Genomic DNA, 14,881 nt, shown 5'->3' with positions numbered 1-14,881 from the left:
TGTGGGGGCAGGCTTAGCGGATGAGAGTGGGGCGGATGCGGAGGCGACGCTTCTGGTCAGAGGGGAGGTGACGGTTGAGGCGGCGGTTGATGGCGCCAAATAGCGCAATGACCAGCAGAGCCACGGCGATGAAATAGCCCGCCACGATGGGGTAGGGGATGAAGGGGTTGAACGTCCGGTCGGCGAAATATGAGGCGTAATAGAGCGCGTCGCCGCGCTGTTGGAAAGCGGGGAAAGAGCTGAAGAACACCAACGCTGTGGCGTGAAACAGGAAGATCGCTTCATTAGTGTAGGCAGGCCAAGCGAGGCGCATGGTAGTGGGGAAGGTAATGCGGCGAAACTTTTTCCAGCCGGTCAGGCCGTAGGCATCGGCGGCTTCCAGATCACCTTTGGGAACGGAGCGGAGCGCGCCGTAGAAGATCTCGGCGGCATAGGCGGAGGTGTTGCAAAACAAGACGATCAGGGCGCCAAGCCAGGCCCGGGCCAACCAACGGGTTTCAGCTTCGATCGCGATGCCGAACAGCTCGAATTCGTAGCCCATGCGGGGGATCATCACGAAGGCTTCATAGGCCATGAAGAATTGGATGAAGAGAGGCGAGCCTCGGAACAGAAAGATGAACCATTCTGCCGGTTTGCGGATCAGCCAGCGCGGCGAGGTTTTCGCCAAGGCGAGGGCCAGGGCGAAGAAGAAGCCGAAGGAGAGGGCGAGGACGCCGAAGTAGACGTTCCAGATCATGCCGGAGCCGATCAGAACGAATTGTTCGCAAAGGCTGATTTCGCCCTGGGGCAAGGCGCGTTCGCCGATGCCGATGGCACGCAGGGCGTAGGCTTGGATCGCGTCGATGCAGGTCATGCGGGGAAATCCTTTGCAAAGGATTTGGCACGCCCTTGCAAGGGCGTGGGCAGAGCCTTGCAAGGCTCTGGGAAGACTTTTGCAAAAGTCTTTGGCGGAGCGGGGCGGCGGGCGCTCATGGGGCGGCCTTGCGCAGGGCTTCGCCGCCCGCGGTGGCTTGGCCCCGGGAGAGGCGGTGGGTGAGGCGAGAGAGGACGAGTTCCGACACACGAGTGAAGCAGAGATAGAAGATCAACAGCCCAAGGAAGTACCAGAAGCGCCAATCCGGGTGCGGATACGCAAAGCGGGAATTGCGAGAGCCACCGATTTCACGGGCCCAGTAGACGATATCTTCGATCCCCAGGAGGAACAGCAGGGGGGTCGCCTTGATCAGGATCATCCAGATGTTGGATAGGCCCGGCAGCGCGTAGACCCACATTTGCGGCACCAAGATGCGCCAGAAGATTTGCCGTTGAGACATGCCATATGCGCTTGCGGTCTCCAATTGAGTTTTGGGAACAGCGCCCATCGCGCCGTAGAGCACGTTGCCGCAAAATGCGCCGAAGACGATGGCGTAGGTGAATGTAGCCAGGGCGAAGTTGTAGCTTTCATGTACCCATTGTGGGGCGTTGCCTTGGGGCGTGCGGGCCGCGTCGCACACGAGGAAGTTGGCGCCTTGGCGGATCGGCTCGTCCCAGTCGGGGCAGGTTACGATATGGCGGATGTATTCGATCCCTTGATCCAGCACGAGCACGAAGAACAGGAAGAACACGATATCGGGCACGCCACGCACCATGGCGGTGTAGGTTTTGCCGATCAGTCGCGCGGGCAGGTTACGGGCGCGGCTGGCGGTGGCGGCGGCAAAGCCGATGCCAAGCGACAGGGGGGCGGCGATTAACAGCAGCAGGCCGACGGTCAGAAAGCTCTGATAAAACAGGATATGAACGCCGTTGGTCAGGTAGCAGCTGAACCAGCGGAACGTGTCGAGGGTGGAGGGATCGGAGCAAAAGCTGAACATGGGGTGTGTGGAGCGGGCCGTTTTTTCGATATTTATAAAAAGGTGAAGCGCGAAGGGGGGGCGTTTCAAAACTGGGCGGTGTGAGGAGGGTGAAGGTGGTCGATGATCCCGATGATGCGCGCGCCGAGCGCGAAGTTGCGGACGAGAGGCAGAGTGCCCAACGGTAGAGGGTATAGTAGGGTCAAGGCAATAAGCAGGCCGCTGATCGGCGCCCTGTAGAGCTTGTCGCAGAGCACGTAGGTCAGGTAGGTCGCAATCCGCAAGGTCCGGAGGATTGAAAGCGCGAGCCAAGCCTTCAGCAGCCCGCGCTTTCATTGTTGCGTTGAAGCGGCCCTACCAGGTGATGGCGTCTTCGCCGAACCATTCCAGCAGGAGCGCGTTCAGAGAGCCGTCTTCCTTCATCGAGGTGATGGCAGCATCAAAGACGGCGATCAGTTCATCGCCTTCACGCAGGCCCATGCCAACGCCCTGGCCGAGGGTCACGGGATCGAGGATGATCATCAAGTCATCGTCTTCGGCTGCGACTTGCAGGATGAAGTCGTTGTCGGCAAATACGGCATCCGCTTCGCCGTTGCGTACCGCCGCGACGGTTTCATCGGGGGTGGCGAATTCGATCAGTGTCACGTTCTCCAGCTCGGCGATGTAGCCTGCCTGGATCGTGTTGGTCTGAGCCGCGATAACCGCGCCGTCCAGTTCCAGATCCTCGTCCATGCCCATGAAAAGTGTGGGTGTGTTGGGGATATAGGCTTGGGTGAAGTCGATGACTTCGTCACGCTCGTCGGTGATCGACATGCCGGCAATGATCGTGTCGTAGTTGCCGGAAGTCAGGTTCGGGATGATGCTGTCCCACTCGTTGGTGACCCATTCGCAGGTCAGTTCGGCACGGGCGCAGAGTTCATCGCCCAGAGCGCGTTCCAGACCGTCCACTTCGCCATCATCGTTGATGAAGTTATACGGAGGGTAGGCCCCTTCGGTGCCCATGCGCACGACGGAATGGCCATCGGCCAAGGCCATGCCAGCGGTCATGGTCAGTGCCGTAGTGGCGAGGATCAGTTTTTTCATTTTGGGATACTCCCTGTTGGTTAGCTTATTGGTAGGCCAATGTCGCATAGAGCGATTGGGTCGTCTACGCCCGTCCCGGTCCAGAGGGTGGTCAGGCGCGTAATGGTACCGTCACGGGATAGATTTGCCAGCTGCGCGTCAACCTCTGCCGCGAGGTCGGGACGCAACGGCGTTACGGCGATAGAGGTGCCGCCGCTTTCGATCGCCATCGCGCCCGAGGCGGCAAGAAGGCCCCGGTCGGGGTAGCTTTCGACCGCCGGGTCGGCCCCGAAATAGGCGGGAATGTCGCCCGCCACGACGGCATCGAGCGCGGTGTGATCGTCGGAAAACGGACGCGCCTCCAGCCCGGCACGCGCCAGCGCGGTGGCGTGCAGCGTTTCGCGCAGCACTGCAATCGGGCCGCTGCGAGGGTCATGGGAGGGATCGAGCACATAGAACGTCCCCTGAGCGCCATCGGATGAGGAGGGGCGATAGGGGCAGGTCATGTGCACGCGCGCCGCTCGGGCCGCGGTATAGCCAAGGGAATTGGCCGCAATGTCGATTTCGCCTGCCTCCAGCGCCACAAAGATCGCATCAAAAGGCATGATTTGCCACTGGCAATCCCACCCGGCGCGGGCGCAAAGGGCAGCCAGAAGATCGCCCTCGAGCCCGCTGACGGGCGGCGCGCCGTTGTGAATTATCATCGGCGGATAGGCGGCAGAAGTGGCGAGGCGCAGGGTTTCAGCCTTGGCGCACAGGGGGGCGATCACGGCCAGCACAAGAGCCAGAAAGCGCGGCATTCAGGCGGCGTCGGAGTGGCTGAGGAATTGGCGCAGCCGCGCGGATTTGGCGTGGCCGAACAGCTCGGCCGGGGCGCCTTGTTCCTCGATCAGGCCCTGGTGCAGGAATATCACGTGAGAGGAGATATCGCGGGCCATGCGCATGTCGTGGGTCACGAGAATCATCGTGCGGCCTTCCTCGGCCAGATCACGGATGACGCGGATCACCTCTTGCTCCAGCTCGGGATCGAGGGCCGATGTCGGCTCATCGAACAGCAGGGCGCGCGGCTCCATGCAGAGTGCCCGCGCGATGGCGGCGCGTTGCTGTTGCCCGCCGGACAGCTCTGACGGCCAGGCGTCGCATTTCGCGCCGATGCCCACCTTGTCGAGCAGGCGGCGCGCGCGGTCTTCGACCTCGGCCTTATCCTCGCCCAGAACCGTAACCGGCGCTTCCATGACGTTCTGCAAAATGGTCATGTGGGACCATAGATTAAAGCTTTGAAACACCATCGACAGGTTGGTGCGGATCAGGCGGACCTGCTCGGAGTCGGCGGGGCGTCGGTTGTCGCCGGTGCCAGTCCAACGGATCGGATCGCCCTCAAAAATGATCTCGCCCTGCTGGCTGTCCTCCAGAAGGTTGGCGCAGCGCAGAAGCGTGGATTTCCCCGACCCCGAAGAGCCGATCAGCGACACCACATCGCCCGCATGGGCGGAGAGGTCGACGCCTTTGAGCACGTCGAGCGTACCGAAGCTTTTGTGCAATCCGTTGATCTCGATCACGGGGGGGGAGGCGGTTGTCACGTGGTCTTGTCCCTGATGTTTCGTCTGAGTTGTGCCGAAATGGCCAAGAAATGCAACGGGCAAGGGGTGGGTGCCGCAGGGGAAGTTGTCGATTTCGGCCGTATGCCGGGCCAGCTTGCGGCCATGGCCGTGGTCGCCGAAACCTAAATGGGGGGGAGGGTGTCGCACGCATCACAAGCCACCCGGGTTTGGGCACGCAGACATATCGGGACGGTGGCGCACATGGTCAGGACCGGTGCGCCCCGGCGGAGATGGCCGGGGGGGAGGCGGCGGGCGGAGGCCTGCATAGTCCCTTAAAGGTTTGCCTCGACCCGGCGTCGGGCCAGATTGCTGTCGCGATCATTGATGCCGAGCATCGGGGCGACCAGGCGCATCAGGGCGTTTTCATCCTCGTCACGCTCGCCATCGGCAAGGGCAATGTCCCAAAGCGCCTCGACCACATCCAGACGGTCGTCATGATCAACCGACTCCTTGATGGCGCGGGTAAAACGGACGGTGTCGGGGGCCTGAGCCTCGAGCGCCTCGGCCTGCGCGCGCAGGGTCTTGGCTTGGCCCGGAAGAAGCCCGTAGCGATCGGCCAGAAGCGCATCAATGCGGGCGATTTCCACGGCGGCGTAATCCCCGTCGGAACGGGCAACACGCACCAGAAGGGCGGCAAGCGCAAGGCGGGCGTCGGCTTGGGGAAGCGGTTCAGGGGCGGGGGCCAGAAGGCGGCTGAGCAGATCTGAAATCATCGGTCGACTATAGGCACGGCGTGGCGCGGGGGGAAGGCCCCGGAGCGCCCTTAAGAAGTGCCCTGCGGTGCAGGACGACATTTTTTCGGTGGCGTGGGCCGATGTGACAGCGCCGAGGAGGGGGCGGTAGCGCGGGCGGAGGCGTCTTAGGGGATGCGGATCTGGCCGGAGGCCACGGGAACCGCCTGGCCCGCGACACGCACAGCGGTGAGGGCATTCGAGGCCGTGTCGATGGTCAGCCGCAGGTCCGAGGGGCGGCCCATTTCGACCCCTTGGCGCAGGGTGAAGGTGGTTGTGCCGGAGGCGGGCAAGCGCCCGGTCGCGTGCAGGTGGCCCGCCAGAAGGGCCGTGGCAGAGCCTGTGGCGGGATCTTCCGCGATGCCAGCGGGGGGATCGAACATCCGGCCTTGGATCGTATTTGGCCCGGTGGGCACATAGGCATAGATCGCGCCGGTGTCGCCAGCAGTCTTGCGGGTTTCCGAGAAGGCGGGTTCGGAGATTTTGCAGCGGGACAGGGCCTCGAGCGTGGTGAGCTCGACGTAGAGAAAGGACGGCCCACCCTCAAAATTCCCGAACGCGGTGGGCGCGAGATCGTGTTCAGCCAGCCCGAGAGCCGCGGCCATGGTCGCGCGGTCTGGGGTGGTGTTCAGCGCACGGGGGAGTATCGGGGCGGTGAATTCGGCGGTGCCATCGGAGATGGTCACGGGCACGAGGCCTGCGACCTCCTCCAGGGTGACGGTGGGGGCGCCGTTGGCCAGATGCAGGGCGCAGCCGATGGTGGGATGCCCCGCGAAGGGGATTTCCGCAGTGGGAAAAAAGATGCGTACTTTCGCGGTGTGCGAAGGGTCATCGTGCGTCTGGATGAAGATGGTTTCCGACAGGTTGAACTGCCGCGCGATGGTTTGCATCTGCGCCGTGGTCAGGCCGTCTGCCCCTTCGACGATGGCCAGAGGATTGCCGGTAAACGCCGTGTCGGTGAAGACATCATAGATATGGAAATTGAGCATGAGACCTCCTGCGCTTTGGGCACAGGGTTACGCGCTTGGGCGCGGTGCACAAGGGCGGGGGCCATGACGATCCGTGATAGGTGTCATTGCCGGGGGCCTCTGTCTGGCGGGGGCTGCGGAATGGGTGGCAGCGGTATTGCGGCGTAAAGAAAAGCGGGCCCGCTTTGAAACGGGATTGCCCCCACCGGCGTCACCCGGCGGGTCGGAGATATGCGCGATCCGAGCCGTGCGCCTGCGCCCAATGAGGGGGCGGTCTGGGGCAACACGGCCACAGGGCCGTAAAGTTGGGCGGGTGTTGACCCACGCCCGGTGAAGATCTTCAAAAGCCTCTATAGCGCGGAAAAATGGGGTGTTGCGCCAAAGCCTTATGGTGCGCGCGGTGGGGGCACGGGCTTGAGGGAGGCAATATCCTTTGACTCGGACGCGGGGGCTGTGCCATTAAATGAACGAGCGTTCAATTACCGGGAGAGATGGGCGATGTTTCTGGGTTCGATGAGTTTTGATCTGGGCGAGGATGTGAATGCCTTGCGTGACATGGTGCATACGTGGGCGCAGGAGCGGGTGAAGCCCATGGCCGCCGCCGTCGATGCCGACAATGCTTTCCCCAACGAGTTGTGGCCCGAGATGGGTGAGTTGGGCCTTTTGGGCGTGACCGTTGACGAGGCCTATGGCGGCGCGGGTATGGGCTATCTGGCGCATCTGGTGGCGGTGGAAGAGATCAGCCGGGTCTCTGCCTCGATCGGGTTGTCCTACGGGGCGCATTCGAACCTTTGCGTGAACCAGATCAAGTTGAACGGTTCGGTCGAGCAGAAGGAAAAGTACCTGCCGCGACTGGTATCCGGTGAACACGTAGGCGCCTTGGCGATGTCCGAGGCGGGCGCGGGATCGGACGTGGTGTCGATGTCGTTGAGGGCAGAAAAGCGCAACGATCGCTATGTGCTGAATGGCACGAAGTACTGGATCACAAATGGGCCCGATGCCGACACGTTGGTTGTCTATGCCAAGACGGACCCGGAGGCCGGCAGCAAGGGGATGACCGCGTTCATCATCGAAAAGGAGATGGTTGGTTTCAGCACCAGCCCGCATTTCGACAAGATGGGTATGCGCGGGTCGAACACGGCGGAACTGGTATTCGAAGACGTGGAAGTGCCGTTCGAGAATGTGCTTGGCGAAGAAGGACGCGGTGTCCGCGTGCTGATGAGCGGGTTGGATTATGAGCGCGTGGTGCTGTCGGGCGTGAACATCGGCATCATGGCGGGCTGTCTGGATGAGGTCATGCCTTACATGAAGGAACGCAAGCAGTTCGGGCAGTCGATTGGGGATTTCCAACTGATGCAGGGCAAGATTGCGGATATGTATACCTCGATGAACTCGGCGCGCGCTTACGCCTACGAGGTCGCCAAGGCCTGTGACCGGGGGCAGGTCACACGCCAGGATGCGGCGGCTTGTGTGCTATACGCAAGCGAAGAGGGGATGAAGGTGGCCCATCAGGCGGTGCAGGCCATGGGGGGCGCGGGGTTTATGAACGACGCGCCCGTGAGCCGGATGTTCCGCGATGCCAAGCTGATGGAAATTGGAGCCGGGACGTCGGAGATCCGGCGCATGCTGGTCGGGCGGGAACTTATGGGAATGATGTGAGTGTGGCAGCTGTTGCGATGAGTTGTATGGCCAAGGTGAACGGGGGCGTTGTGTCTGGTTTGCGGGCTTTGCGCTTGCGGGCAGGGGAGGAGATGCGCGCGTGATGACCCGGGGGCTGATCTTGCCGTTGGCGGCGGCGCTGGCTTTGGCGGGGGCGTTCGGGTTGTACTTGGGCGTTCTATCGGCACCGATCTCGGAGGGGGATATCATCGCGCGGCACGGCGCCGTCTATGTGGCGGAGACCGGGGGTGATTTGAGTGATTGCTACGGCGTGCCGGCGGGTGTGGAGGGCGTGAGGTTGATGGTGATCTGCGAGGCCGAGGGATCGGAAGCGTGGTTCGTGGCGGTCGACGCCCGAGGGGAGCCGGTGGATGAGGCGTTGATCTTAGGGGAGGATGCAACGTGAGGTTGTGGCTGGTGCTCTGCGGGGTTCTGGCGCTGGGCACCGGCGAGGGTGCGGCGCAGTCGTGGGGAGATGGGGCACCGGAGACGCCAAGGTTTGGGGTCTGTTTGCCGGGGGCTATGGCGGAGTTTGAAGGGGCGGTGCGGGGCCCCGGTTACGGGGCGGACTGGGAGATCGGGGCGATGAATGCCCATTGGGTGCAGCATTGCGGCTACTTGGCGATGGGGATCTGTGAGGTCTCGACCGGGGCGATGGACTGCCAGCGGCGGCTGCGGGCGGCGTTTGAAGCCAGAGGCGCGCAGATGCGGGCGCTGTTGCCAGAGCCGGAAGCTGTGGGGGGGGGCGCGTTGGCGCCATTGTACGAGAGGGTCTGGGCCTTGGCCCATGGCCAGGACGCGGGGGATTCCTGCGCGGGATGGGACGCCAGACGCGCCTTGTGGTGCGAGAGTTTTCAGGCCGCGTTGAAGTTTGAAGAGGCGGTGCATGCCTGGCAGGTGGCACGGTTGATGGGGGTCCTGGGGCCGTTGGATTGGGCCGTGTTGAGTGACTTGGACGCCGCGCAATAGCGGCGCGGCGCGGGCACGGCGCAACAGGATTTGGATTAGGTGCCGCCGTGGATCGGGCGGGCGAAAGGGAATGAAACTGTGAAACTGAACTCTCAATTCATCGGCGGCTCGGAGCAGGCCAAAGTCAACCGCGCGGCGCATCTGGAGGCGCTGGATGTCATCTCGGAGGCGGCCGGATTGGCGGCGGCGGGGGGCGGGGCGCGGTCTCGGGAAAGGCATGTGGGCCGAGGCAAGATGCTGCCCCGGGAGCGCGTGGCGAACCTGCTGGATGCGGGATCGCCGTTTCTGGAGGTTGGGGCTTTGGCGGGCCATGGGCTTTATGACGGGGCGGCGCCCTGTGGCGGTGTGATTGCCGGTGTGGGCCGGGTGCATGGGCGCGAGGTAATGGTGATTTGCAACGATGCCACCGTGAAGGGCGGCACGTATTACCCGATCACCGTGAAGAAGCATTTGCGCGCCCAGGAGATTGCCGAGGAATGTGGTCTGACCTGCGTCTATCTGGTCGATAGTGGCGGGGCGAACCTGCCCAACCAGGATGAGGTTTTTCCCGACCGAGACCATTTCGGGCGCATTTTTTACAACCAGGCCCGGATGAGCGCCAAGGGGATTGCGCAGATTGCCGTGGTCATGGGCTCTTGCACCGCGGGGGGCGCCTATGTGCCCGCCATGGCCGATGTGTCGATCATCGTGAAAGAGCAGGGGACGATCTTTTTGGCCGGGCCACCGCTGGTGAAAGCGGCCACGGGAGAAGTTGTTTCGGCCGAGGATTTGGGCGGCGGCGACGTGCACACGCGCCTGTCTGGCGTGGCGGACTATCTGGCAGAGGACGACGCCCATGCGCTGGCCCTGGCGCGCCGCGCCGTGGGGTCGCTGGAAGGGTTCAGCGAAAGCTATGGCGTGACATTGGGCGGGCGGCCGCCAGCCTATGACCCCGACGAGCTGTTGGGCGTAGTGCCTGGATCCCTGACCACGCCCTATGACATTCGAGAGGTCATCGCCCGGGTCGTGGATGACAGTTACTTTGACGAATTCAAGGCGCGTTTCGGCGAGACGATCGTCTGCGGTTTCGCCGAAGTCATGGGCCTGCCCGTGGGCATTATCGCCAACAATGGCGTGTTGTTCAGCGAGGCGGCACAGAAGGCGGCGCATTTTGTGGAATTGTGCTCGGCCCGGAAGATCCCGCTGGTCTTTTTGCAGAACATCACCGGCTTCATGGTCGGGCGGAAGTATGAGAACGAGGGGATTGCACGGCACGGCGCCAAGATGGTGACCGCGGTGGCGACGACTGCGGTGCCAAAAGTGACGATGTTGGTGGGCGGGTCCTTCGGGGCGGGCAACTACGGGATGGCGGGGCGGGCCTATTCGCCAAGGTTCCTGTGGTCCTGGCCGAACGCGCGGATCTCGGTCATGGGCGGCGCACAGGCGGCGGGGGTTCTGGCCACGGTCAAGCGCGACGCGATGGAGCGGGCGGGGGAGAGCTGGTCTGCGGAGGCGGAGGCGGCCTTCAAGCAGCCCACCATCGACATGTTCGAGGAGCAGTCGCATCCGTTGTATGCCAGCGCGAGGCTGTGGGATGACGGGGTTGTTGACCCGCGCAAGTCTCGGGAAGTGTTGGGTTTGTCGCTGGCGGCGGCGTTGAATGCGCCGATTGAGGAGACGAAGTTTGGCTTGTTCAGGATGTAGGTGCGGGCTGAGGGTTCGGGATTGAGTTGTATGGGCCAAGGTGAAGGGGGAGCGTTGTGCGTTTCCTTGGGCCGGGCGCGGGGGCGCAGGGTCGGATTGGCGGGGATTGAGTGCTCGGAAAGGGCTGAGGATGTTTAAGAAGGTATTGATCGCGAACCGCGGTGAGATTGCGTGCCGGGTGATGGACACGGCCCGCGCCATGGGTGTGCGGACGGTGGCGGTGTATTCCGACGCCGATGCCGGGGCACGCCACGTGCAGATGGCCGATGAGGCGGTGCATGTTGGCGGGGCGGCGCCCAAGGAAAGCTATCTGCGCGGTGAGGTGATCATCGAGGCGGCGTTGCGCACGGGCGCGCAGGCAGTGCATCCGGGCTACGGGTTTTTGTCGGAGAACCCGGAGTTTGTCGATGCGGTGGAGGCAGCGGGATTGGTGTTTATCGGGCCATCTGCCCAAGCGATCCGGGCGATGGGTCTGAAGGATGCGGCGAAGGCCTTGATGGTGGAGGCGGGCGTGCCCGTGGTGCCGGGCTATCATGGCGCGTCGCAGGAAGGATTGGCCGAGAGGGCCAGTGAGATCGGCTATCCGGTGTTGATCAAGGCTGTGGCGGGCGGCGGCGGCAAGGGCATGCGCCGTGTCGATGCGCCGGAGGAATTCGCCGACGCGCTGGCCAGTGCTCAAGGAGAGGCGGCCACGGCCTTTGGCAACGAGGCGGTGTTGATCGAAAAATACGTCTCCACCCCCAGGCACATCGAGGTGCAAGTCTTTGGAGACGGCGAAAGGGCGGTGCATTTGTTCGAGCGAGATTGCTCGCTTCAGCGCCGCCACCAGAAGGTGATTGAGGAAGCGCCCGCCCCCGGGATGACCGAGGACATGCGCCAGGCGATGGGCGCGGCGGCGGTCCGCGCGGCGGAGGCGATCGGCTACAAGGGCGCAGGCACGGTGGAGTTCATCGTGGACGCCAGCGACGGGTTACAGGCGGATCGGTTCTATTTCATGGAGATGAACACGCGCTTGCAGGTGGAGCATCCGGTCACGGAAGCAATCACCGGGGTGGACCTAGTGGCATGGCAGTTGCGCGTGGCCAGCGGAGAGGCTTTGCCCAAGGCGCAGGAAGACCTGTCGATTGATGGGCATTCCTTTGAGGCGCGCCTTTACGCAGAGGATGTGCCGAAGGGGTTCTTGCCCGCGACGGGGACGCTTACCCATTTGGCATTTCCTGAAGGGGCCCGTGCCGACACCGGCGTGCGGGAGGGGGATGAGATCAGCCCGTGGTATGATCCGATGATCGCCAAGCTGATCGTACACGGCCCCACACGCGCCATCGCCCTGGCGCGGTTGGAAAAGGCTTTGGCGAACACGCAGGTGGCGGGATCTGTCACCAACCTCAGCTTTCTGAGAGCCTTGGCGAGGCACGAAGGTTTCGGGCGCGGGGAAGTGGATACCGGCCTGATCGACCGAGAGGTCGAGGCTTTGTCGAAAGCACCCGAGCCCTGCACGCGCTGCCGAGCCGTTGCAGCTGTGGAGGCCTTGGGGATGGAGGACGACCCGGTGCAGGGGTTCAACCTGTGGGCGCCGCTGGAGCACTCGGTCGTGCTGGCGTTCGAGGAGGAGCCCGAGACGCTGAAGGTTACAATTTCCGGGCCCGGTCGGGCGCAAGTTGTTTCGGACGCTGCCACCCATGAGGTGACATGGACGGAAACCGAGGGCGACACCCAATGGGCCGTGGACGGCACGCCGGTGGCGGCTGAAGTGGTGCGCCACGGGGCTGGATTGTCGGTTTTTTGGGGCAACAACTACCACTTCACGTTGCCCGATCCGTTGGATGTGACGACGGGGCCGGGGGCCTCGGCGGGCCATATCGTGGCGCCGATGCCGGGACTGGTGAAAGCCGTCTTCGTGGAAGTGGGCGCGCAGGTAAGCGCGGGCGACCGTTTGGCCGTGCTTGAAGCGATGAAGATGGAGCATGTTCTGACCGCCGGGCGCGATGGCACCGTGGCCGAGGTTATGGCTGTGGCCGGCGCGCAGGTGGACGCGGGCGCGGCGTTGATCGTGCTGGAAGACGAGGCATGAGCGACGCGGCCCTCGTGCGTCTGCACCATGTTCCGTGGGGCCGCTCTTTCCGGGTGCTGTGGCTGTTGCAAGAGATGGGGATCACGCCCGAGATTGTGACCTATCAGATTGGCACCAAGGGGATGCGCGCGCCAGGGTTTCTGGCGCAATCTCCGGCGGGCCGAATCCCGGCATTGGAAATCGACGGGATCACCGTTTTCGAATCTGCGGCGATCTTGCAATACCTCTGCGAAAGCCGTCCAGAGCATGGCTTTGGCCGTGCGCCCGGCCACCAAGATCGGGTGGCCTATCTGGAGGCGATGGGGTTTGCGGAAACGATGGCCTCGCTCATTGAGCAGCTGAACCTGAACCACCTGTTTCTGCGGCCCCCGGCCAAGCCCTCGGGCACCGTAGTCAAGTTAAACACCCTGCGGCTGGCCGACACGCTGAGGGCGCTGGATGGGATGATTGCGGGGGAGTATTTTCTGCCCTCGGGATTCTCGGCCGCGGATGCGATGTTGGGGTTCAACCTGTTCGCAGCGCCGTACTACGTGCGCCTTGATCCCTGGCCAAACCTGCAAGCCTATTGGGAGCGCCTGCAAACCCGCCCCGGTTTTCAGGCCGCAGCCCGGATCGAGGGACCGCAGGCATTCTATGCAAAGGATTTTTACGAGGTGCCCCAAGATGACTGACCGCGCAGAGATATTCGAGGTTGGCCCCCGCGATGGGTTGCAGAATGAGGCTCGCATGATCTCGACCGCCGATAAGGTGGCATTGATCGACATGCTGTCGCGCGCGGGGTTCACCCGGATCGAGGTGGCGTCTTTCGTGTCGCCCAAGTGGGTGCCGCAGATGGCGGACGGGGCGCAGGTCTTGGCCGGGATCACGCGCGCTGAAGGGGTCAGCTACGCGGCGCTTACGCCGAATATGCGCGGTTATGGCGGGGCGGTGGCGGCGAAAGCGGACGAGATCGCGATTTTCGCCAGCGCCTCGGAAGGGTTCTCCAAGGCGAACCTGAACGCGACCATTGACGAAAGCATGGCGCGCTTTGCCGATGTGGCCAAGGCCGCGAAGGCCGATGGAATGCGGATGCGGGGCTATGTGTCGTGCGTCACCGATTGCCCGTTTGACGGGGAAACCGAGCCCGGCGACGTGGCCCGCGTGGTGGCGGCGTTGCGCGAGATGGGCGCTTATGAGGTGTCCCTTGGCGATACGATCGGGCGCGGTTTGCCGGAACGGATGGACAAGATGCTGGAGGCGGTGGTGCAGGAGTTGCCCGCCGAAAAACTGGCGGGACACTTTCACGACACCAGCGGACGCGCGTTAGAGAATGTGGACGTGGCGCTGGCCCGGGGTGTGCGGGTCTTTGACGCCGCTGTGGGCGGGCTTGGCGGTTGCCCCTATGCGCCCGGCGCGGCGGGAAATGTCGCCACGGAAAGGCTGGAAGCGCATCTGCGTCAACGTGGTTTCGAGACTGGACTGAACGCCGAGATCATCGCCCAAGCGGCTGATTTCGCAAGAACATTGAGGGAGGGCTGAAAATGGATACGTTGCAGGTACGCGTTGATGAGAGAGGCGTGGCGACGCTGAGGCTGAACCGCCCGGATGTCCACAACGCCATGAACGCCGCGATGATTGCAGAGCTGACGCAGGCCGCAGAGCGTTTGGGCCGAGATCCCGCCGTGAGGGTCGTCGTCCTGACGGGCACGGGCGCGAGTTTCTGCGCCGGGGGCGATCTGGGCTGGATGCGCGACCAGATGGCCGCCGATGGCCCCACAAGGGCACGGGAAGCACGGGCGCTGGCGGAAATGCTCGGGGCGTTGGACCGCCTGCCCAAGCCCCTCATTGGGCGTATTCAGGGGCAGTCCTTTGGCGGCGGCATCGGGTTGATGTCGGTCTGTGACGTGGCCATCGGCGTGGAAGGGGCGAAGTTCGGTCTGACCGAGGTGCGCCTTGGGCTGATCCCGGCAACAATCGGGCCCTATGTGGTGGCCCGCATGGGCGCGACACGGGCGCGACGGGTGTTCTTCTCGGGCCGCCGTTTCAGCGCGGCCGAGGCGGTGGACCTGGGGTTGCTGGCGAAGGTGGTGGCCGAGGACGATCTGGACGCCGCGATAGAGGCCGAAGTGAAGCCCTATCTTTCCGCCGCGCCCGGCGCGGTCGCCGAAGGCAAAGCGCTGGTTGCGACCCTGGGCGGGCGCGTTTCCGAGGCCGAAATCACGGCGACGATTGACGCCTTGGTGGGCCGTTGGGAAAGCCAGGAGGCCTCGGACGGGATCGAGGCGTTTTTTGCCAAGCGCAAGCCGCGCTGGTTGGAAGGCTGATCGCC

The 14,881-nt window shown here is 63.6% G+C and carries 16 protein-coding genes; 9 read left to right on the top strand and 7 right to left on the bottom strand.

Annotated features, from left to right (window positions below; translation table 11 throughout):
* Positions 1–13 precede the first annotated feature (13 nt).
* The 5 genes from AADW23_RS18565 to AADW23_RS18545 form a co-directional block, all read right to left on the bottom strand.
* Positions 14–853, bottom strand: a complete 840-nt coding sequence (locus AADW23_RS18565; RefSeq protein WP_341862430.1) for an ABC transporter permease subunit — start codon at positions 851–853, stop codon at positions 14–16.
* Between the two features lie 115 nt (positions 854–968).
* Positions 969–1,850, bottom strand: a complete 882-nt coding sequence (locus AADW23_RS18560; RefSeq protein WP_341862429.1) for an ABC transporter permease subunit — start codon at positions 1,848–1,850, stop codon at positions 969–971.
* Between the two features lie 333 nt (positions 1,851–2,183).
* A complete protein-coding gene (locus AADW23_RS18555) occupies positions 2,184–2,912 on the bottom strand; it encodes a transporter substrate-binding domain-containing protein (RefSeq protein ID WP_341862428.1) in 729 nt (242 codons plus the stop codon).
* Positions 2,913–2,932: 20 nt separating this feature from the next.
* Positions 2,933–3,691: a transporter substrate-binding domain-containing protein gene (locus tag AADW23_RS18550; RefSeq protein WP_341862427.1), complete on the bottom strand. Its 759-nt coding sequence runs from the start codon at positions 3,689–3,691 to the stop codon at positions 2,933–2,935.
* Entirely contained in the window at positions 3,692–4,471 is a 780-nt protein-coding gene (locus AADW23_RS18545; RefSeq protein ID WP_341862426.1) for an ATP-binding cassette domain-containing protein, read from the bottom strand.
* Positions 4,472–4,486: 15 nt separating this feature from the next.
* Between AADW23_RS18545 and AADW23_RS18540 the strand changes: the two genes are divergently transcribed.
* Positions 4,487–4,618, top strand: coding sequence for a hypothetical protein (locus AADW23_RS18540; RefSeq protein ID WP_341862425.1), 132 nt, complete (start codon positions 4,487–4,489; stop codon positions 4,616–4,618).
* A 146-nt stretch (positions 4,619–4,764) separates the two neighbouring features.
* Here AADW23_RS18540 and AADW23_RS18535 read toward each other — a convergent pair whose 3' ends face one another.
* On the bottom strand, positions 4,765–5,205 hold the full coding sequence (locus AADW23_RS18535; protein ID WP_341862424.1) for a TerB family tellurite resistance protein: 441 nt from the start codon (positions 5,203–5,205) through the stop codon (positions 4,765–4,767).
* 146 nt (positions 5,206–5,351) lie between these two features.
* The gene (locus tag AADW23_RS18530) at positions 5,352–6,212 is read right to left on the bottom strand and encodes a PhzF family phenazine biosynthesis protein (protein WP_341862423.1); all 861 of its coding nucleotides are present in this window, start codon (positions 6,210–6,212) and stop codon (positions 5,352–5,354) included.
* A gap of 477 nt (positions 6,213–6,689) precedes the next feature.
* Between AADW23_RS18530 and AADW23_RS18525 the strand changes: the two genes are divergently transcribed.
* The 8 genes from AADW23_RS18525 to AADW23_RS18490 all read left to right on the top strand — a co-directional run bounded on the left by AADW23_RS18525 (position 6,690) and on the right by AADW23_RS18490 (position 14,876).
* Complete coding sequence (locus AADW23_RS18525; RefSeq protein WP_341862422.1) at positions 6,690–7,850, top strand: isovaleryl-CoA dehydrogenase; 1,161 nt, start codon at positions 6,690–6,692, stop codon at positions 7,848–7,850.
* Between the two features lie 103 nt (positions 7,851–7,953).
* Positions 7,954–8,256 (top strand): hypothetical protein, encoded by a 303-nt coding sequence (locus tag AADW23_RS18520; protein ID WP_341862421.1) that lies wholly within the window; start codon positions 7,954–7,956, stop codon positions 8,254–8,256.
* Positions 8,253–8,819: a hypothetical protein gene (locus AADW23_RS18515; RefSeq protein WP_341862420.1), complete on the top strand. Its 567-nt coding sequence runs from the start codon at positions 8,253–8,255 to the stop codon at positions 8,817–8,819. The genes AADW23_RS18520 and AADW23_RS18515 overlap by 4 nt, the downstream gene beginning before the upstream one ends.
* Before the next feature lie 78 nt (positions 8,820–8,897).
* Positions 8,898–10,502, top strand: coding sequence for a carboxyl transferase domain-containing protein (locus AADW23_RS18510; protein WP_341862419.1), 1,605 nt, complete (start codon positions 8,898–8,900; stop codon positions 10,500–10,502).
* Between the two features lie 130 nt (positions 10,503–10,632).
* Positions 10,633–12,573 carry an acetyl/propionyl/methylcrotonyl-CoA carboxylase subunit alpha gene (locus tag AADW23_RS18505; RefSeq protein ID WP_341862418.1) on the top strand — a complete coding sequence of 647 codons (1,941 nt, stop codon included), beginning with the start codon at positions 10,633–10,635 and terminating at the stop codon, positions 12,571–12,573.
* The gene (locus AADW23_RS18500) at positions 12,570–13,244 is read left to right on the top strand and encodes a glutathione S-transferase (RefSeq protein ID WP_341862417.1); all 675 of its coding nucleotides are present in this window, start codon (positions 12,570–12,572) and stop codon (positions 13,242–13,244) included. Before AADW23_RS18505 ends, AADW23_RS18500 begins: the two co-directional genes overlap by 4 nt.
* Complete coding sequence (locus AADW23_RS18495) at positions 13,237–14,091, top strand: hydroxymethylglutaryl-CoA lyase (protein WP_341862416.1); 855 nt, start codon at positions 13,237–13,239, stop codon at positions 14,089–14,091. The genes AADW23_RS18500 and AADW23_RS18495 overlap by 8 nt, the downstream gene beginning before the upstream one ends.
* A 2-nt stretch (positions 14,092–14,093) precedes the next feature.
* On the top strand, positions 14,094–14,876 hold the full coding sequence (locus tag AADW23_RS18490) for a crotonase/enoyl-CoA hydratase family protein (protein WP_341862415.1): 783 nt from the start codon (positions 14,094–14,096) through the stop codon (positions 14,874–14,876).
* Positions 14,877–14,881 lie beyond the last annotated feature (5 nt).

Origin of the sequence: Gymnodinialimonas sp. 57CJ19 (assembly GCF_038396845.1) — a bacterium.
Lineage (GTDB): Bacteria > Pseudomonadota > Alphaproteobacteria > Rhodobacterales > Rhodobacteraceae > Gymnodinialimonas.
This window is presented reverse-complemented; position numbering and strand designations above follow the sequence as displayed.

Excerpts from the sequence above, each read along its gene's own strand:
- AADW23_RS18500 (WP_341862417.1), top strand. The coding sequence starts at position 12,570 with ATGAGCGACGCGGCCCTCGTGCGTCTGCACCATGTTCCGTGGGGCCGC.
- AADW23_RS18550 (WP_341862427.1), bottom strand. The coding sequence starts at position 3,691 with ATGCCGCGCTTTCTGGCTCTTGTGCTGGCCGTGATCGCCCCCCTGTGC.
- AADW23_RS18565 (WP_341862430.1), bottom strand. The coding sequence starts at position 853 with ATGACCTGCATCGACGCGATCCAAGCCTACGCCCTGCGTGCCATCGGC.
- AADW23_RS18555 (WP_341862428.1), bottom strand. The coding sequence starts at position 2,912 with ATGAAAAAACTGATCCTCGCCACTACGGCACTGACCATGACCGCTGGC.
- AADW23_RS18495 (WP_341862416.1), top strand. The coding sequence starts at position 13,237 with ATGACTGACCGCGCAGAGATATTCGAGGTTGGCCCCCGCGATGGGTTG.
- AADW23_RS18505 (WP_341862418.1), top strand. The coding sequence starts at position 10,633 with ATGTTTAAGAAGGTATTGATCGCGAACCGCGGTGAGATTGCGTGCCGG.
- AADW23_RS18540 (WP_341862425.1), top strand. The coding sequence starts at position 4,487 with ATGTTTCGTCTGAGTTGTGCCGAAATGGCCAAGAAATGCAACGGGCAA.
- AADW23_RS18490 (WP_341862415.1), top strand. The coding sequence starts at position 14,094 with ATGGATACGTTGCAGGTACGCGTTGATGAGAGAGGCGTGGCGACGCTG.
- AADW23_RS18525 (WP_341862422.1), top strand. The coding sequence starts at position 6,690 with ATGTTTCTGGGTTCGATGAGTTTTGATCTGGGCGAGGATGTGAATGCC.
- AADW23_RS18530 (WP_341862423.1), bottom strand. The coding sequence starts at position 6,212 with ATGCTCAATTTCCATATCTATGATGTCTTCACCGACACGGCGTTTACC.
- AADW23_RS18535 (WP_341862424.1), bottom strand. The coding sequence starts at position 5,205 with ATGATTTCAGATCTGCTCAGCCGCCTTCTGGCCCCCGCCCCTGAACCG.
- AADW23_RS18520 (WP_341862421.1), top strand. The coding sequence starts at position 7,954 with ATGACCCGGGGGCTGATCTTGCCGTTGGCGGCGGCGCTGGCTTTGGCG.
- AADW23_RS18560 (WP_341862429.1), bottom strand. The coding sequence starts at position 1,850 with ATGTTCAGCTTTTGCTCCGATCCCTCCACCCTCGACACGTTCCGCTGG.